This is a genomic window from Halalkalicoccus paucihalophilus (assembly GCF_001593955.1).
Classification (GTDB): Archaea; Halobacteriota; Halobacteria; order Halobacteriales; family Halalkalicoccaceae; genus Halalkalicoccus; species Halalkalicoccus paucihalophilus.
The window spans coordinates 29,753-48,429 of sequence record NZ_LTAZ01000017.1 but is presented as its reverse complement, the minus strand read 5'-3'; the positions used below and the strand labels follow the sequence as shown (position 1 = coordinate 48,429).

The following is an 18,677-nucleotide window of genomic DNA, read 5'->3' as shown; positions in this document are numbered from 1 at the left end:
TCGTAAGCCCTCGGGGACACGGACTGACAGAAAACAACCACGTAACTCCGAGTCACGAGCGTGATAGGAGTACCGGCGGCATGGCACCTCCACGGGTTTGTCGGACTCGAAATCATACATATCCCAATGAACCGCCCGTTGGTGGGCGTGGGGGGCTCGCATCTTCAGGCGTGGGAGGATGTCATCCACTTATCGTCCGGTCTGAGTTTCGCCAGTTACTATTCAACTTCGCTAAGCAAGAGCTCGTAGCCCTTGTTGGTGAATTCGTACTGTTCGTTAAATTCGATCTTGATCTTGAAGGTTATTCGCCTTTACTCTCCGCAACGTGCACTTCATCGAACTGTGCGATTTGACTATCTTCTGCTCGTTTAACCGCTTCGAGCGCGTTGATGAATCCTGTTCCTATGTTCTCCGCCGAGTAAACCGCTGCACCTTCGGGGGTATCGACATCATCGATGAGTCCGAGCTCGGCTTCGCTCTCAAGGGTGTTGAGAACATCAATGGGAGCGGGATCTGAACCGTGTGTCTCATGAAATGCATTGATAAACAGTACCGCACAGCCTGCGATGGCCGGACACGACATGCTCGTCCCAGAGAGTAATCCATAGAACGTTTCCGTGTCATCACCGGTTGCCTGCAATGGATGGGCCGGATTGAGTGTACTCAGTACGTCAGCGCCCTTTGCACCGATTCCGTTGCGGTAGATACCTACTGGGCCCTCGGGATCCTCACCACTGTAGTAAGCGGCAAGATTCTCGAAAGCTTCTCCACGGTCGTAGTTAGTCGCCCCATCGTATGATTTAGACCGACCACGCGATGAGAACTCACCTACGCTGTAATCAGTGTGGTTTGCGGCGACACCCAGAACATGTGGTGCCCGGACGAAGTAGTTGAGTGTGTTTAGCCCCGGACCGTCGTTGCCCGCTGAAAAGACGGGGAGAATTCCTGCTTCGTACGCGTACCAGGTGGCGACGTTCCCTGGATCATCCGGATCAAAGTCGGCTGACTCACTTGCGCCATAGGAATTCGAAACGACCTGAACAGTCGTTTTGCCCTCATGCTTCCGCGCGATCATATGGTCGTAGGCTGCGACGACCTTCAAAAGAAACAGTCCAAGTCCAGCCGCATAGACCGTGAGACTGGCATCAGGAGCCATTCCTCGGAACTCACCGTCAGATTTAGCCCCGTCGCCACAGACGGTACCTGAACAGTGTGTTCCATGTCCATTATCGTCGGTATTCGCTTCGCCGGCATCAATCCAGAGAGTGCTTTCACCGTCATCTGAAAGGGGATCACCGACCCAACGCCAGTTTGAAATAAGGTTTTCATGTAGATCGGGGTGAGCACCGTCGATCCCTGAGTCGATTACGACACTATGGACGTTTTCGCCGGTGTATCCGTCTACTCCGTCACCAGCCTGTACTTCGCTTACTTGACTGGTTGCTCTTGACTCATCGTTAAAATACTCGAGTTCGCGATTCGGTGCAATCTTTATGACTGGGTCAAGCTCTGCAACGGTCGTAATCTCGGGGCCAGTCAAGCGGGTAAACGCGATCGGGAGAACATCGAACCCGTAGTACCCGTCCGTGAGATTGAACGTATCGAGTACCTTGATGTCAGCGTTGTTCTCAAAGACGATGAGTGTCTCCTGGAGGCTCTCGGTCGTTGTATCGAGTCCATCGTCGATTGGGTCAGTCAATGTATTGATTGCAGCGGCATCCTGGCCGACTAATACCGACCCAGCGCCCGCCCCGCCAAGTAGCTGAAGAAAGCGCCGTCGATTCGTGGTTGTTCTATGTCTATTTGATTGGGACATATCTCAACAGAGAGAACAGGGTAGTAAAAAGTATGGGTCAATTCATCTGGTATATTATGATACATTTATGGAAATTTGACCTACTGAGCAGGAAAATCATAGATACCACAGCGCGGAAACCCGCGACTTTACGCGCGGGAGGAATGGTCAGGCGGTGAAAAATTGAATTGGGTTGCTGTTCTTTGAACTCACTTAGGCTACTGATTCATCGAGGAGCTCACCGATCGCGGTGTCAATGAATTCTTTATCTTCTGGACGGAACCCAAACATCCCGAAGTGTCTCCATGGCGTCGGGATCAGTCGCAGCTCGCTATCGGGAATCATCTCCTCTTCGAGACGGTTATCCTCGAGTGTGAACACCATATCTTCTTCGAACGAAAGGACATACACGCGGGCTTCGATTTGTTCCAATGCACCCTCGAGATCATTCAGATCTTCTATTTGCTATACAACATGTTGTGAAATCAGCTCCCAGAGAGGCCTCCCATCGGTCGATTTCTTTCCTATATGAGGTACATTTGAGGTGGTATGTAGGGGAAGAATCCAGATGGCCGTTTATCAGTCTCCGTCGCTCGAGTTACACCTGACCATGAGCGCAGATGTGAAGAGCGATCAACCGACGGACGCCGAGATTCCGTTCGCTGCATCAATACAGAACAAACTCCAGGACATGGATCGAGCACTGGAGTCGTGGCTCGCAGCCCACGGTGTCACGTTCCTCAGATACGCACTCGCGATGGTGTTCTTCTGGTTCGGCATCGTCAAGCCCTTCGGTGTGAGCCCCGCCAACCCGGTCGTCGAGACGGGGATTTTCTTCCTCCCGTTCGATATCTTCTTCCCGGTTCTCGGCTGGTGGGAGGCCGCCGTCGGCGTCGGCCTCCTCTTCAAACGAACGATCAGGTTCGCCGTCTACCTGATGGTGTTCCAGATGCTCGGGACGATGATCCCGCTGTTCAGCGCACCCGGGATGACGTTCTCGCAGTTCCCGTTCGTCCCAACGGCGATCGGGGCGTACATCATCAAAAACTGGGTGCTGTTGAGTAGCGGTCTCGTCGTGTTAGCCAAAGTCGATCTGGAGGACGACCAATGAGCCTGAAATCCGACGACACTCTGAACCGAACCACACGACAGAGCATGGCCGAGTTCGGCGCGGAGATCGAACGGACGTTCCTCGCGTTCGTCAAGGACCACAGCCTCACGATGCTGCGGTACGCGCTGGTGGCCGTCTACGTCTGGTTCGGCCTGCTGACGATGACGGGCACGAGCCCGACCGCGGGACTCGTCGCCGAGATGTTCCCGTTCGTGCCAACCGAGGTCTTCCGGCTGGTGCTGGGCGGCTGGGAGGTCGCAGTCGGTCTCGCGCTGTTGTCCCGGCGGACGCTCCGGCTCGCAGTGATCCTGCTGGCGTCCCATGCGGCGGTCGTCATGCTGCCGCTTGCGGTGTTTCCGGCCCAGACGTTCTCGTATTTCCCGTACGGGCCGTCGTTCGAGGGCGTCTACATCATCAAGGACTGGGTGCTGCTGGGCGCCGTGATGACTGTTGGTGGCTGGGTTGGGAATACTGAGTAACGGAAATCGCTCCCGTAATATGAGGGGACGCGTATCGGAGAGACACAATCAACTCTCAGAACGCCGCTGCTCTAGGAGAGTTAATCGTCGTCGTGTTTGTTATCGTCGTCCTCGACCGCTCCGTTGTGGAGGTCGTCGTCGGGACGCGAGATGTGGAAGTCGTCCTCGTTCTCCTCGAGCGGGACGACCGCCGCGATGGCGGTGGGGCGCTCGGGACCTGGCGGGGCGAACGAACCGTCGGTCGGCGCGCCGACCTCGTCCGAATACGCCGGATCCTCGTCCTCTTCGTCGAAGAAGTCCCACTCCTCGTTCTCGTTGCTGTCAATGTGTGGCAGCGAGACCAATACGGCGGGCTCGGGGAGTCGGTCGAGCTCGCCCGAGACCGCGTCGAGTTCGTCGGGGATGTCGATGCGGACACGATCACCGAGTTTCAGGGTCATCACGCTCTGTGGGCCCGCCTTCTGGTATAAACTCTTGGCCGGGCTAACGGATCGTCGTACCTGTTCAGTCGGTGAATCGTAGACTCCGCTGATGAGATCTCAAGCACGTTTTTCGAACGACGAATCGGCCAGAAGGCCGATAACCATTTCAAGCGATGGCAAATACTCTGCCAGCAATCGTGCTATGATATGGCGTGATATAAAGGTAGCGTAGAGGTCCGTGTTTGGCCTTTGAGAAACACAATTGGCTTACAGCGATTGGCCGCGTCATACCTTGTGCAACATCGGCAGCCAATAAACGGTGATTGTTGTACAAGGCAGTTGACTAGGGTTGGATGCGGTTGCTCGTGCTTTCGAAGGACGCCAATTAGATCGTATGCCTCTATAGGTACTTGCGGTAGGTGTCCGGACTCGCGGAGGCGTATTTACCGTTCTTCTCGACGAGATCACCGCGTTCGAGTGCTGTGGCGATTGCTCGGTTGACTGCCTCGACGGGATAGATACTGTTCGCACAGAGATGGGTGCGAATCTGGGCGGCGCTGATCGCCTCGGATGCGCCGTTGCCGGTGTTATATTCGACCGTGCGAACGACCCGGCCGATCATCTCGTCTGTAGCGTCGGACATTTCGATTGTCTTCTTTCTCCTCGATATTGTGATTAGTGGCTCTCTCTGATTTCGTCGGGAATCGGTAGTAGAGCTTGTTCCGTGGAGTGAGCTGGGTTAGTAGGTCTCTGTGATAGAGTTGTCGTCGAGTTCTGTTCGACACAGAAACCGCCCTAAGAGAAGTGGCAGATCGGCCCACCGATACTCAGTACACGAATCTGTAGCATGGGCTGGTGTTCTGACTGGAAGTACTTCGCTTGCGGGTCGTCCACTGTCGTATACTGCCTCTCGGATTTTGTCCGTGCGTCCCTTCCGTTCGTGAGAAGCGCGTCTCCAGTGGGGTCGTCTCCCGTGGTGGCGGTGCTTATCGATAACTAGCTTGAGTCTATCGTCTCTCACCGAATAGTGATCATTGGGAAAGCAGTACTATGGAGAGCATTCAAGAGCGACTTCGAGGGAACATCCTCTGTACATCATATTTTCACTAGTGACGAAGCGCCTAAATCGGATCGTCTGGATCGTGTACGTTCGCCATCCGCGTCGCCTCAGTAGCGTACTGATTTTGCAACGTTTCATCGCCGACTGGGTCAAGATCGTCTGGGTCAACCTCAACCGCGGCGGTTGTACGACGCGTTTCGGCGTTGCCCGTAATAGCGTGCTCCTTCATCGTGTACCGTTGACCGTCAGTTGTCGCATACACCAGGACAATGAGGTTCGACTTGTCTTCAGCAAACATCCGTTCAACCAACCAGACTTGTACTGGGGCTGCATTCTCCATCATAGCCGATCAGACGGGAGATACGAGGTTAACTGTTCGCCACTGGAACGTCTCGAGTGGGTCATCTTTCGAGGTACGAATCGTAAGTAAATCGGTAGCCGGCTACACCCGCCTCTCGCAAGACGAGATCTCGATCGAGAACTAGAAAGCCTTGATTTCCCGGTCAGGACGATACGAGTCCGATTGACCACCCTTACCTAGCGGTACTCCATGAGTAGTCTATCATCGCTGATAGTCCGCCGAAGCTCCTCGAGAAACACAGCCTCGTCAATGGAGTCTCGCTCGAAGATCGCATTGGGTAACGGAGTCGACATTGACGTCATAGATGATCAGCAGGTCGTCGACGATCCCCTCTATCGGAGGGGACGCTCTCCAACCGCAGAAAGCACGTTGTTGCTCGCGCTTGGCGTTCTAACATCGACCGACAAGGACGATTTGCAGGAGATGTTTGACACCTACTGAGCGCTCGCAATCAACGATAGGAATCGAGAAACGCTTTCTCGAGTGTAACACCGACTGTGAAGAATCCAGGGTGGACGAATTGATACACCCGGACAGTCACTGCCGGATTGACACTCATCTGTACATAGGCTTCTCGCTGGCTCAATCCATGCTGTTCAACGAGTTCGTCCATCAAAGCAATGAAGCAGTTATTGACTGCGTCTTCTGGCGACCCTGCGTTTTTCGCTGAATCAACGTGGATAATGCTATCATCGTTTTCGACTCGGAAGACACCTGGTACTTGCTCGTCTACAATTTCGACTCGCAGAACGATTTCGGCGATTGATTCAACTGCGATTCCGGTATACTCGGAATCGCTCTGAGAAGCATGGACGTCACCGACGAATAGCAGACCTCCCTCGTTGAACGAATTTAGAAATACTGTACTGCCTTCAGCGACATCCCGAACATCCATGTTACCGCCCCACGGTCCCTGTGTCGTTACCGTCTCCTGTACCGTTCTGCCCGGTGCAGTGGCTATTGTGCCAATATGGGGGTTTAGCTCCCACGTCCATTCATGATCGTTGATCTCAAGTCGGGCTGTTCCGTTTGTCATTGATCCGTCTGACCCCGGTTCAAGTTCAACCTCATGAGCATGATTCACTTGGCAGTCTTCCCATCCACTCTTCCCGACCAAGCAGCCAAACTCTTCGAGAGTAGTAGTAAATCCTCGTTCAGGGCTAATCTCGTCGATATGAATCGCGAGTGTGTCTCCGGGTTGTGCTCCTTCAATATAGACAGGACCGGCAACAGGATTCCCGTCAAATGCTGGCGGTGGGGCAGTGAGCGCTGGAATATCCTCAGTAGTGAATTCTCCGAGTCCGTGCTCGAATAACGCTCCTTCGAATGCATCCCAGGTTTCCACTTTGAATGATTCGCCTTCTTCGACGGTCAGAATAGGATCCATATCCCGACCGAATTCGTATAACGTCGCGTCGTCCCTGCTAATCGTTTCCATACAACATTAGCGGACTACGGACACATAGAAATATCTTGCCGATCCAACCACACGCGATATGACTGTATCTGTACACATATGATGATCCAGGGCATGAACTGCCGTTCTCTGTGTTCTACGGATTTGATCTGGTGAATCTTGAGATTCAGGAGGCTCCAGCCTTTAGCACGAGGAAACTTTCACTCTTTTTTTGACACTCGATACGATCACCGGTGGATCGCTTGTTGGCTTCGTTCAAGACGTGTTCGAGTTCTGTGAGCCACAGTCAGAAGACGGCCACCGCCGAGAGCAAGACCCAGACGGGTGAACACCAGACGTTGGCGCAACGCTGTGGTCGGCGAAATCTCTCGGTGCGAGCGTGCTGGGGCTGCTGACTTACTGATTGCACTCTTCCCGTCCCGCGAGGATGGCATTCCATTTTGTGAGGAGAACACTGCCTGGAGGTTCGTTCCTGTTGGGCAGAATCCGGAGTATGCTGGACCGTATATTACCGGTGCTGGTGGGGCCGTGATGTCTGTTGCAGGTGTCAAAGAGATCGTGCCGGCCAGCGACGCGGCGTTGTCACGCCCGCTTGAATCATATACCGGTGATCAAGTCACGTTCGATCAGAACAAGCGTGTCATTGTGTTTGAACCTGAGTCGTTGTATGAGCTATCCCGATTCCACTGGCAACGCGTGTTCCATATGGACTCCGGTATACGGATTTAGAGTCGTTCCGGACCGCCGAGACTACGGATGATATTTTGTGAGCTGGCCGTTCTTTCGGTGAGCGAGTTGGGTTGGTCAGGGTCATATAACGATTTGGCCTTATTGGAATCTTTCAATAGATGATAGGTTTCAGGAGTTGTACTGAATACAGAGCGCGTATCTAGGAGCAAATTCCTCGTGCGCCGGGTGTCTTCCGCTATCGGCGGTGAACTATCGGACACGGCGTGGAATGGAGGCATCGGATCAGTTGTGCCAGGAATCTACCGTAGCGTCCCGATCACCACGAACGTCTCTCGGCGTTCCTGGGCCTCAACGATGTGAAAGCCGGCCTCCAGGAGGTGCAATTGGACGGTCGCGAGGTTCAAGTACTCCTCTTCGTCACGACCGTCGCGTTCGCCGGCCCCGGTAGCCGACCAGTCGACGATCACGAGGCGACCACCTGGCCGAACGACGCGCGCAATCTCGTCGAGGGCTGACTCGAATCCGTGATGATATGTGCGAATCGACACGCCGCCGTCAAGGTGGTTATCGGGAAAGGGGAGATTCGCAAAGTCAGCGGTGACAGGCGTGACGTTCGCTGGAATCTCGTGTTCGCGATAGACTGTGTGGAGATCTCGTCGAACGTCGACAGCGAAGACGGTATCGGCGACCGGGGCCAGCTCGGTCGTGAAGAGGCCAGCGCCGCTGCCAAAATCGGCAACCCGCCAATCGGGCCTGGGAGCGAGGAATCTCCGAAGCTCTTCGCCGGAGCAATAGCGGAAGGCACTCGGATCGGTAAGCTTGCTAATCCGTTCCTGATCGTACGGTGTTATGGGCATAGCTGATCGATTATACAGAAAACGGTCGCCTTGCGACTTAAACACGGGGTAGAACTCCGGATCGACCGCCGGACCAGGAGCTGCGGAATGTCACATATCGGTAAGTGTCACGCGGGGACGCCGAACACGGTTCGCTTGCTGCATAGAACCTCTGTATGCAGCACCTCGTTCTCATCACATTCTGCGGATTTCAACAGAGCTACTGATTGTACCATCTGCGACTGTGTGCACGAATTACCATCTCTTGGCTTGGTCAGCCTTGTGCAACAACACGTCCTTGGATGCGAGGTGTTGCACAAGGCAGACTCTCTTTGCGGAGCGACTACCCTCTGGCGGTTTTATTCAACGGATAGGCTCCTCACCACCGGCCGACATCGTGTCTCTCTCGATACTGCTGATAGCATGCCGTCTTGACAGTCCGGAGATCGAACCCACCTGGGTTTCGGTCACGGAACTCAGTGAGGAGTCACGGGTAGTCAGAGAACCGTAGTGCTCGATCCTCACCAGAGAGGGCTGCAACCATGTATCGATCACCGACTGCGTAGTTCGTCGGATCATGAAAGGCGAGAACGACTGTGGCAGTCGCAGGCCCGATCCCAGGAATTGACGTGAGGGTTTCCAGCTAGAGCTTCGGATCGTCGACGAGGAAGGCTGCTTCGCTTATTCGCTGGACGAACGCTACAGGAACCTCGGACATCCACTCGATGTATCGGTTTCTCCGTCCGCATTGCGTACCCAACAATTAACGATGCTCGCCGCTGAACAACCGCGTGTCCATGGCTGATGCACCGCCAGTCGTACAGCTCCACCATCCTGCTGATAGCCGTTTCAGTCTCAAATTTATTACTGATGAGTGGACAGACCGAATCCGGAAAGCGCAGACTCTAACAGAGAATCCAGATATCGAAGTCGCGGTCCGCGAAGACATAATCGACGGCGATCAGCTCTATCTCCTCTATACGAAAACTCGATTTGACGCCGCCTACCAGTCGTTCGAGACGACTGCAGAGGTTCTTGACTGGCTTAATGCGAACTTTTCGGATACTGACAAACAGATTCTCTTCGTCGTGATCGATGCATTCGATGGAATCATCTCGGAGACAGAAGACGCCGATGGCACCTTCTCTACATATAAGAAAATGGATCTGGAGGCGATTCCTGCAATCCTCAATAGCGTTGAATGGCGCCAGTCAGTACCCGAGGTTGGAGCCGAACTTCTCTCTCAGTTCATTCTCACACATCCGATGCCCAATACGAATCATCGAACGGGGCTTAGCCTCCTTGACCGGTATCTTGCGTCATATGATCCCAGTGCTACCCTCCCAGCGACTGGCGAAGCAGGCCAATGGTATGACTGGATCAAGGGGTATATCTATGACTCAAAGCGGCTTCTTACGCTCCGTAATAATCTCCAACTGTTGTATTGGGCACGTCAGTACGGGTATGAAGTTGCTGAACGGAAAGAAGGGATTCGCATAGAGCTCTCGAGTGTTGACTTAGAGCGGTCTGATCCGTGGGACTATTATGCCGATCGCCATCTCGATCTCACGCGGGAATTCATCGTCTCGACAGTGCTTGAGCAAGTGGGAGCACCGCAGCTACGTGAGCGAACGGATGACGGAAAACGGGCGTTTGCTGATCGTCTTCGGGCAGCTCGTTAGTCGGGGAGGTGGGCCAATCGACGTCCGGTTTCATAGGCGCCCTTACTGAGTTCCGAACGTTCCTCTGTGTTCTCTTCGAGGGCGTCCTTGAACTCGTCAAACTCCATTATGCTACCACGTACGTGCTTCGGAGATAAGAAGGTGCTGACTAGCGATTTCACAGATGCTAGAACCGACGTCCTTTACCGCCGAGATCTTTCTCCCAGTCATTCAACTCATCTTTCAAATCTTCGATAGCATCTTCAAGCTCGTTAGCCCGTTCTTCAAGTTCATCAGTTCGATCCTCAACACTGTCACTACCCTTATATCCACTACTCCGTGAGTACGTAACATCCTGTAATTCCTCAACATGCTCTTCTAAGTCTTCTATACGTTCCTCTAATTCGTTTGTCCTCCTTTCCAAGCTATCTCGGCCCCTATATCTCCCGAATTTTTCGTAGAGAGAATCCTGCATATCCTCTATTTCATCTTTAGTCTCCGATATCTCCTCTTTTGCATTGTTGACTTCATCCCGTATACTGGATATTTCGTTTTTCGTAGTATCCACTTCTCCTTTTGTCCTTTCTACCTCATTTTCAGTTCGGCTGATCTCGGACTGTGTAGCTTCAATTTCGTTTTGGATGGTTTCAATCTCCAATTTGTAGATCCCTAATACCCCCAGGTCAAGGATAATTCCCATGAAAATCAATACTCCACCTACCACCGATTGAGTAGTGAAAATTGACGATCCACTGATGATGAAGACAGCACTAAAGACCACCAGACCGAGTTTCAGGAGAAAGGAGTTCTCCTTGACTCCTTCTTTTATTTTATACGGGAGCTCCATTCTACCTCCGGAGACGAGTTTTCTGTCAAAATTACTTGGGGACTCTTCTGGTTAGGATGAAGGGTAAAAGAGCTGGATTACAGAACTACCTGGCTGCCCTCTGACTCGTTGACGACCTTATATAAATTGAATTTAAATGAGAGTTGTAAATCAACAGACGGCGTCGAGTTGTTGATTCCGGCAATCGCTATCCGGTTCTACTCCAAATAGAAGTACGGACTATGGGAGATAAACCACTCCGAGAACAGTACCGGAACCAAATCAAGACTGCTGATGAGATCGATAGCCATGACGTGCAAACGATTCTGGCCGTGCAGCTACACAAAGCAAAGTTTCACCAACGAAAGGCGTTTGATGAGTATATCAGTGATCGGCCCCTCCCCGAGACTATTCCCTAGGCGGTAGTACAAGCCTCGCGACGATTGGCTGACGCTCGAGGTAAGGTCTCGACGTCTCTGACCACACAGGAAGCATGGAGCGGCATTGCAACTGATGAGCAGTGGATCGGCGCTCTCCCGATCCAGATGTACCGAGAACGCGAGGACGTCTATCTACGTGGCTATCCATTCATCATCGGCTTTCAGAACGGAACGCCGCGTGTCATTCTAAACAAGACCCTCGTGTCGGATCCTTCGAACCAATCTCTCGTCTACGGGAATGAGTGTGCCCGGCCATGGGTAATCGCACAGATACTCGATGCAACACGGTTCGATACGAAGGACCTGGTTCTCGCTACGATGAAGGCGGATGGAGCCCGTTACACCGATTTCAGCTACCTTCGTCAGATTGCATCCCGAACTGTCGCGACGTTTTTGGAGGAGGAGTATCGAGAGGAACTCCCGGCTGATCAACTGCATTCGTGGGACCCACCGGAACAGGAGGGAATTATAACTGAGCTTCTTCGCTATGATTCGAATCGGTCACTGTTCTCTGAGCTCGGATACGGCGATTTTATTCGGGACTTGGTTCAGATGTTCTTGGGCCACCAGTCGTCAAAAGGGATACCTTCGGATCGTGGTCGTACGCTGTAAGTCAATGTGCGGAAGATAGTGTCAACTGGTATGCGGTAATCAAGCTCATTCCTTGTGCAACGAGCTGGTTTTGGTCGTAGATTAGAGTAGTCGGTGAAATAGCAGTAGGTTAACTTCAAATATTATAGATATATTATATCCTTATTTAGCGATTCTCTTCTTACTGCTCTGTTATTTGTTCCCATAGCTTATCTACAATGCGATGGCCTCTATTTACCTGATCCTCTATATTCTCTGTATCTTCAATCACCTTTCGTTTGGATGAATTATGGATAATCTCATTGCGAAATTCTCGTGCTTGTTTCATTTCGCCTTTTAGCCCCGAATCAATTGCACCAGTACGGAACAACAATTCTTCGCGAGATCCCTGAGTGAGTCTTTCTTCTAAAAACTCGTTAGTTTCTTTGCTCTGTCGATGCTCAGAAGCGATAATTCCTTCTCTTAGGGCTATTACAGATGATACACCCACGAATGACTATCAAATACAGCAGGTCTTGAAGTAGAATTGCAGATGCCCATATATTCGATCGTCAGTGGCTAGGAGATCGCACGGCGGCATACGGGGTACGAAGTGTGTATCTAACCAGTAGTGGTTGAATATTGTGATTATCTAGCCAACACTTTTCTGTCTGCGGGACTTTAGTAGAGTCGATCAGTCCATTCGTTACAAAATGCGGATGGATGACCGGCCTTATAGGAGCTGTCAGAGGCACCTTGGTCCCCTATCCTAATCATCTCCACCCGCCACCCATTGTTGAGTGTCAATCAAAAAAATTCGGCAGAGCGGACTGGCACTCGACAATAGACAAATAGTACAGCATGTTCTCAGAGTATGGATTTCCTTGGCAAATCAGGGGGTTCCACCCATCAGACACGGAGGGCGAGCAACTCAGCCGCTCCTGGACTCGAGATCTGCCAGATTCACATTTGCGAGAGAATCAAAGAGCTCGAAGCCACCGACACGGAAACTCTATCCGATGAAACGGGAACCGAACCCGCCGACGCGGATATTCCTGTTGAGGAGCGACAGAGCGAGTAACTGCTAAGCGCCCGGTGTTAGTCCACTTCTGATTTCAGAACTAATCACGGGACAGTTGAAGGAATTATTATGTGTTCTGTGTGAGGGGAAAATATATTGATGAGGAATATCTACATTCAACTAGCGGGTGGGGATTGTTAGCATGGGAACATCGGGTGCCTCTGATATCCCGACTAGTCACCCACCCGTCTTTGCGACGAGTGTGCCAGCTTGTAGAGTATTTAATCAAAAGTAGATTGACGATACACCGGACCTCGGATTGCCGACCTCACCGCTATCTAGCGATTCCACTCCTGACAATTATAAAACCTCTCCGAATCGGAGAGGTTCAACATGACCAACGGAGTGGTTTCCGTTGTGGCGGTCACCCGCCATTGAGTGCTATACCGTTATTGGTTTTTAATTATACGGTATCTATCTTATGAAACCCCTCCAATTCAAGAAAAGAGTAGTGTATTAGACCTGCCGCTTGCTTGCGTTTTCACTTGTTACAGCGGTTCACCTGAACCGATCTCTAGAGTTTCTCCTTTAAAACCTCTCGGGGTGGAGAGGTACTGTAGGGTGGGATCAACCGCAACTGACCATGAGTCGCAGTGACCGCATTATCCCGTAGACTGTCAATTATATTAGTAATATAGGTGATATTTCATGTAGGGTCTGTACGTAATTCGCCTTTGCGGGTGGTGAACGGTCAGAAATCTAGTTATGGACTTCTACGGCAGAGCCGAATGTAAACGCAACCCAACAAAAAGCCTATATTATAGACTCTGCTACAACAAGTCACCCTACTGGATTACGGAGCGAAGGTAAATGTCAGAGGCACCTTCACGGCGTCAGTAGGGTGAGTGCAGTTGACCACGAGTGCAGCCCCCGCTTTCTCCCTCTTGGCTCTGGCGCCGTAACTGAGGGTATGTACAACAGTGACAAATACGTTGGCATATTTAGGGGAATTGAGAAGATCTGCCCGACACTGGCCTCAGACGAACGAGGACCTGTGTGAACCTGGGATCGAATATCAACTCTACCGCTGACCTTCGATCACACTCTTGATAGTATACTGTCGGGATGGGCAGTTATCGGACTCTAACTCGCACGTCGTTTAGGAGTCGTTCCCATTCCTCTCTCCTCTCGTCGCTCGATCTTATCGAGTGATCACCTAGTCAGCGGAGCCGTCGTCATCCTTCTTTCATGCTGGGTCGGGTTCGCCAGAGACAGCATGGTTCGCCACCACTACGAGACGGTCTGGAAAGCGGGAGAGAGGAGAGAGTACACGGCTCGGGTTGACTCTGGTAGTAGTCAGTCCACCGGTGGGCTATGTCGGTTGTTCCAGCATCCTACCACGGCCCTGTCGATTGCTATGGTCTGAATACTAGTATGTCTGGGTGTTGATAGCGAGATCATGGACGATTTGACTGGCTTCCAACGTGATATCCTGTATGTAATCGCTGGCGGAGACCAGCTCAATGGCCTCGCAATCAAAGCCGAACTCGAAGACTACTACGAGACTGAGGTTCATCACGGTCGACTCTACCCGAACCTCGATACACTCGGGAACAAGGGACTAATTGAGAAAGGTGAGGTCGATCGTCGGTCGAACTACTATGCACTGATGGCCCGGGGCCAGCGTGAGATCAAGGCTCGTCAAGCGTGGGAAGAGCAGTATATCGCCCTCTCCACCGGCGAATCGACAGCTGAAGAGTCCACAGACGAGGATGAAGGAGGAGACGACACAAAGACCGAATCGACGGGGGGTGAATTGGCTGAGTGAATCGCCTGTCTTCGTCTCTCACTCAATTCCGTCGATAAGCAAACCTTGTGCAACAATCTCGCTTCAAGATGACCGATGTTGCACAAGGTCGGCAGTACCTGCCGAACAGGTACCCCGAATATGATCTTCGTCAGCCGATCCTTGATGTGACTATTAATCGAAGCTCTAGCAGTCACCTTTGCCGAGAGTGAAGGCGGTACTAATGGCGACACTGATGTGAGATCTGACGTGCTAGCAAAAACCTCCCGGCGTGGGAGGTCCAATAATGATCGGAGGGGTAGGTACCCTCGGTGGCGGCGTACAGGGGAGGCGACCGCCACCAATTACTATTATGTCAACATACTTAATATTTTTGATTATAAATTTCGAATATTGGACTTTAGTGACGAGTGCACGTTGGACCGTGTCTCACCGATAGTACCACCGTCTCGACATCTACTGACAATCTGAAGATGACGCAGCCTCCCGGCCCTGAGGCCACGGCCGGGAGTAGGAGGGTGACCCTCCCGTGAACTAGTAGTAATACATATATATTAGTTATCAGGAGGCTAGAACGTTCGTTATGGTTTTCACAGTAATTTTATTATCGCTCCAATCACTCTATCATTTCTTCATATCATATTAATTTCAATATAATGATAAGATATATGATCCTTCGGCTGCTAATGATATGTGCCAGGCGTGGATGACCAGTCTCTCGATTCGCAAAAAGAGGGATCGAAGTGACTCTCTGGTTGTGTTCTGGAGAAGGGCATACGCCTGAGCGCCTGCGGTGGAGTGCAGGAGTTAACTATGGCCTCAGTCCTGCACTCTCCTTTGGGCGTGTACCCGACCGTTAGATGCACACTACTAGTTATTAAATCTAGCACTCAATTGGGTTGTCGCTACTGAGTGTTGAATTCACAGGAACCCTGCGGTGTGGGCTGGGCTAGTCGTCTTGCCAGAGAAAGTGGAGAAAGAGCTGTTCAGATACCTTGTGCAATATCACCCGTCCTCACTTGACAGATGTTGCACAAGGTTAACCAATCCTTGTCGATAAACACCTATTAACTAATACAATTAATACTCTATGAGTTACTGCAGCCTGCCTAGCCCCTGGCTGCACGCATACCCACCCAACTTTCTCGTTCATGAGAACCTCTCCGACTCGGAGGGGTTTTCGACGCCAAACCAACAGGTGAATCGACTACGAACACCTTGCCATGATTGGAGCCGCAAGACGCCGCTGGAGTCGATGAGTGGTTCCAGCTTCGGATTGGGCAGTCACTACTGATTACTCAAATAATCATCAGTGGATATCATAGGGTCGCCGCTGTCCCCGAAGCGTAACACTCTCTCGTAGGAAAGTGAGGCTTTGAACGTCTGTCGAGACGCAGGCATAGAGCGCGGTTGTGCCGGTCATGGATCTACCGATTCTAACTATCCAGAAGATCACGTAAAGCGAGAGGGCTCTGGCCAATCTGTACGGGAGAGCCTCTATACAAGAAAGATCGCCAGATCACAGTATAATTCATTCCGCTAGCGCGCGCCTTCGCCCGCCTGGCGATAAGATCCGTATTGTATGGTCATTTCCTGTAATTGAGGTCACTAGCCGGCGAGTCTTCTTCCTCGGCATCAGTTTTGTCAACTGTGGACACTTCTTGCTCCTCCTGATCCTCCTGCAGCTGATGGTATCGCTCAGCAACAAACATCTGCGCAACGCCCGATTTTGTCATCAGACGTCGCTCTGCTTCTTCTTCAAGGAAATCATCAACCTTCTCAGACGCTCTAAAGCTCACTCTCATTCGTGAACTGCTTATACGAGCGTCGCCCTTTCACAGTTATATTAGTTTGGCCAAATCAACTCGCGGCCCGATTTCAAAAATCACGGATCAAAGCAGGGTAAGTGCAAAAAGAAAGTAGATTGCGATGCTGAAGGCGTCCTGAAGCGCAGTGGCAAGCGGACCACTGCCGAGTGCCGGGTCCACGTCCAGCAGAATGAATCCAATCGGGATGAGGGAGGCGAGAACGGTTGCAACGGTACTCGAAACGAACAGCGACAGTCCGACGACAAACCCTATCTGTGACGAGGCAGCGATAACCGTCGCTCCAACTCCGCCGAGAATCCCGATCATTGTGCCGAGGATAATCCCAACGAGGAGTTCTTGTTGGATGTAGCTACCATAATCAACGTCAGCAATCGCAAACGCCCTGATTGCGATGGCTTCTGACTGCGTTCCTACTGAATCGGCAATGTACGCGATGACGGGCGGGAAGAATGCAAGGGCGATCGTCTCTTGCATGGTTGCCTCGAACTGGCTCGAGATAACGCTAAGAAGCAACCCGGCTACCAGACCGAACAAAAGCCACGGAGCCCGGCTCCGGACAGCGATGCGAACACGAGCGGACGGCTCGTCTAGGATCTGACGCCCAGTCTTTTGCACTCCTGCACGGAGGAGTATATCCTCAAAGTGTGCCCTGTGCATCGTATCGATGATGGCTTGGGAGGTCACGGCACCGATGAGCCGCTTGTCGCTGTCAACAACCGGGATCTCATCTCTATCCTCCTTTATCGCGAGAAATATAGCGTGTTCTCGATCAGTACCGGGCTGTAGCTGCGCACTTGGTGTCTCCATCAACTGTGAGAGAGGAACGTCGTCCGTTGATTGGAGGAGGGCAGTAATATCGAGACGACCAACGAGCTTCCCCTCCTCGAGGACGTAGATCGTATCCGCGCTTTCCCACGTCCGACCGACAAGTCGGTCGAGAACAGTTGCTGGAGTGTCTTCCGGCTGGCATGTAGGAATCTCTGTAGATGTGATGCTCCCGATTGGTCCGCCTATACTCCTTGACGACATCTCCAAGACACGTACAGGTCCAGTACGGATATACGAGTCGCTGCTCTCCTTGCAGTAACCATCAAGTGTTTTTTAAGTGAGGCTAAATTGCGGCCTGTGTGGGACGTAACTGACGACCCAGACACACAGATTGTGGCTCACTACCTGATTAGACATCCAAACCGAGAGCAATTGCTGAGATACCAATGAGGAACGCGTACCCAGGAATTACGTATTTCCACACTACATTCGGGACGACTCGCACTAGAAATGGGGCGAGGACTGCTGCAAAGAAGCCCCCGATGAATATCGACGGAAGAAGCAGTGGATCGATCGATACCCCGTGAATCGTAATCAGAAAAAAGGTGATGACACCAACCAACGAGACGATTCCTTCAGAGAGGGTTGTGATAGCCGTCGCACTCTTTTCGTACACTCCTGAAAAGAGTTGTCCGAGAGTAATCACGGGTCCGTATCCTCCGCCGCCGATACCCTTATTCACTCCTGCCAGGACGGCAAAGCCGACCAACAACTTTGGACGATATGTAAAACTCGTCCCGATTTTCGCACGAATGAGCCCACTCGCACCCATGAGGACAACGACACTCCCCACGTACGTTTTAATGAGGCCCGTATCGAGTTCGACTGCTGCGTAGACGAGGACGATCGAGGCGAATACGGCGACCGAGCTGATGGTCGCAAACAGCGCAACTAACTTGGTTGCGTCATTGCTTGGATCCAATTCGAAGTGTACATTATCGAATTCGTGGTGGACGAATCCGGCAACAAGCCCCGTCAGCATCTCTGAGAGTAAGAGAATTGGAACGACTTGAAGCGGTTCGTAGCCAAGAATGAATAAGAGCGGGGCTAGCGCCGTCCCAAATCCCATTCCAGCCGACGAATCGAGCCCCTCGAAGACGAACGCGATGACGATCACGGTCGGGATTATCTGTAACTCAGCCCTCCCAGCGGTTTGGGCGACGGTTACGTAGATTGCCACGAGAATACCGACGTACAACGCGCCAACCAACGCCAGGCGTTTTAGCGTGGCACGTGAGAGTCTAACCCGTTCAAACGCAGACCGTTCTTCATCGAGTTGCTCCGCTCGAGAGCCGATGTTTCGGCGGAGTCCCGAGGATTCGTCCGTTGGGTTTTCGGTCATGTACTATACCTCCAAGCAGGTAGGAGAATCGGTCTGAAATCGAATCGGAAGTGAGTTGCCTCCTTTTTTGTTGGCTGTAGTGACCAGGGTTTCGAGACCGGATCTAGCGAAGGTCGGAGCACTCGATCGGCTACACACTGGAGACATACTCTCCGTACCACGCGTATATTCAATAAAACGCC

General features: G+C 52.0%; 17 protein-coding genes and 1 pseudogene. 5 read left to right on the top strand and 13 right to left on the bottom strand.

The window, feature by feature from the left end; genetic code table 11:
• Nucleotides 1–301: 301 nt before the first annotated feature.
• The gene (locus tag HAPAU_RS18135) at nt 302–1,816 is read right to left on the bottom strand and encodes a S8 family peptidase (RefSeq protein ID WP_066385496.1); all 1,515 of its coding nucleotides are present in this window, start codon (nt 1,814–1,816) and stop codon (nt 302–304) included.
• 192 nt (nt 1,817–2,008) lie between these two features.
• Entirely contained in the window at nt 2,009–2,227 is a 219-nt protein-coding gene (locus tag HAPAU_RS21315; protein WP_157078560.1) for a hypothetical protein, read from the bottom strand.
• A gap of 178 nt (nt 2,228–2,405) precedes the next feature.
• On the opposite strand from HAPAU_RS21315, the gene HAPAU_RS18130 reads away from it, so the two are divergent.
• Complete coding sequence (locus HAPAU_RS18130) at nt 2,406–2,906, top strand: hypothetical protein (protein ID WP_066385495.1); 501 nt, start codon at nt 2,406–2,408, stop codon at nt 2,904–2,906.
• Nucleotides 2,903–3,385, top strand: coding sequence for a hypothetical protein (locus HAPAU_RS18125; RefSeq protein WP_066385494.1), 483 nt, complete (start codon nt 2,903–2,905; stop codon nt 3,383–3,385). The genes HAPAU_RS18130 and HAPAU_RS18125 overlap by 4 nt, the downstream gene beginning before the upstream one ends.
• A gap of 80 nt (nt 3,386–3,465) precedes the next feature.
• On the opposite strand, the gene HAPAU_RS18120 is transcribed toward HAPAU_RS18125, so the two are convergent.
• The 6 genes from HAPAU_RS18120 to HAPAU_RS22620 all read right to left on the bottom strand — a co-directional run bounded on the left by HAPAU_RS18120 (nt 3,466) and on the right by HAPAU_RS22620 (nt 8,787).
• Nucleotides 3,466–3,825, bottom strand: a complete 360-nt coding sequence (locus HAPAU_RS18120; RefSeq protein ID WP_245634239.1) for a hypothetical protein — start codon at nt 3,823–3,825, stop codon at nt 3,466–3,468.
• 382 nt (nt 3,826–4,207) lie between these two features.
• Nucleotides 4,208–4,450 carry a hypothetical protein gene (locus HAPAU_RS18115; protein WP_066385493.1) on the bottom strand — a complete coding sequence of 81 codons (243 nt, stop codon included), beginning with the start codon at nt 4,448–4,450 and terminating at the stop codon, nt 4,208–4,210.
• A 478-nt stretch (nt 4,451–4,928) separates the two neighbouring features.
• The gene (locus HAPAU_RS18110; RefSeq protein ID WP_066385490.1) at nt 4,929–5,210 is read right to left on the bottom strand and encodes a hypothetical protein; all 282 of its coding nucleotides are present in this window, start codon (nt 5,208–5,210) and stop codon (nt 4,929–4,931) included.
• A 469-nt stretch (nt 5,211–5,679) separates the two neighbouring features.
• The gene (locus tag HAPAU_RS18100) at nt 5,680–6,666 is read right to left on the bottom strand and encodes an acetamidase/formamidase family protein (protein WP_066385487.1); all 987 of its coding nucleotides are present in this window, start codon (nt 6,664–6,666) and stop codon (nt 5,680–5,682) included.
• Between the two features lie 968 nt (nt 6,667–7,634).
• The gene (locus tag HAPAU_RS18090; RefSeq protein WP_066385486.1) at nt 7,635–8,192 is read right to left on the bottom strand and encodes a class I SAM-dependent methyltransferase; all 558 of its coding nucleotides are present in this window, start codon (nt 8,190–8,192) and stop codon (nt 7,635–7,637) included.
• 466 nt (nt 8,193–8,658) lie between these two features.
• Nucleotides 8,659–8,787: a hypothetical protein gene (locus tag HAPAU_RS22620; RefSeq protein WP_245634275.1), complete on the bottom strand. Its 129-nt coding sequence runs from the start codon at nt 8,785–8,787 to the stop codon at nt 8,659–8,661.
• 181 nt (nt 8,788–8,968) lie between these two features.
• Between HAPAU_RS22620 and HAPAU_RS18085 the strand changes: the two genes are divergently transcribed.
• Entirely contained in the window at nt 8,969–9,853 is an 885-nt protein-coding gene (locus tag HAPAU_RS18085; protein WP_066385485.1) for a hypothetical protein, read from the top strand.
• Nucleotides 9,854–10,019: 166 nt separating this feature from the next.
• Here the strand turns inward: HAPAU_RS18085 and HAPAU_RS18080 are convergent, their stop codons facing one another.
• The gene (locus HAPAU_RS18080) at nt 10,020–10,679 is read right to left on the bottom strand and encodes a coiled-coil domain-containing protein (RefSeq protein WP_066385484.1); all 660 of its coding nucleotides are present in this window, start codon (nt 10,677–10,679) and stop codon (nt 10,020–10,022) included.
• Nucleotides 10,680–11,101: 422 nt separating this feature from the next.
• Between HAPAU_RS18080 and HAPAU_RS18075 the strand changes: the two genes are divergently transcribed.
• The gene (locus HAPAU_RS18075) at nt 11,102–11,710 is read left to right on the top strand and encodes a hypothetical protein (RefSeq protein WP_157078559.1); all 609 of its coding nucleotides are present in this window, start codon (nt 11,102–11,104) and stop codon (nt 11,708–11,710) included.
• Nucleotides 11,711–11,870: 160 nt separating this feature from the next.
• Here the strand turns inward: HAPAU_RS18075 and HAPAU_RS21310 are convergent, their stop codons facing one another.
• The gene (locus tag HAPAU_RS21310; RefSeq protein ID WP_157078558.1) at nt 11,871–12,179 is read right to left on the bottom strand and encodes a hypothetical protein; all 309 of its coding nucleotides are present in this window, start codon (nt 12,177–12,179) and stop codon (nt 11,871–11,873) included.
• Nucleotides 12,180–14,148: 1,969 nt separating this feature from the next.
• Between HAPAU_RS21310 and HAPAU_RS18065 the strand changes: the two are divergent.
• Nucleotides 14,149–14,415, top strand: a pseudogene (locus HAPAU_RS18065) (helix-turn-helix transcriptional regulator); the annotation flags it as partial.
• 1,667 nt (nt 14,416–16,082) lie between these two features.
• Here the strand turns inward: HAPAU_RS18065 and HAPAU_RS18060 are convergent.
• From HAPAU_RS18060 to HAPAU_RS18050, 3 genes are all read right to left on the bottom strand, one after another.
• Nucleotides 16,083–16,232: a hypothetical protein gene (locus HAPAU_RS18060; RefSeq protein WP_157078557.1), complete on the bottom strand. Its 150-nt coding sequence runs from the start codon at nt 16,230–16,232 to the stop codon at nt 16,083–16,085.
• 156 nt (nt 16,233–16,388) lie between these two features.
• The gene (locus tag HAPAU_RS18055; protein ID WP_066385474.1) at nt 16,389–17,354 is read right to left on the bottom strand and encodes a magnesium transporter; all 966 of its coding nucleotides are present in this window, start codon (nt 17,352–17,354) and stop codon (nt 16,389–16,391) included.
• Between the two features lie 148 nt (nt 17,355–17,502).
• Nucleotides 17,503–18,495 (bottom strand): TSUP family transporter, encoded by a 993-nt coding sequence (locus HAPAU_RS18050; RefSeq protein ID WP_066385473.1) that lies wholly within the window; start codon nt 18,493–18,495, stop codon nt 17,503–17,505.
• Between the last annotated feature and the right edge of the window lie 182 nt (nt 18,496–18,677).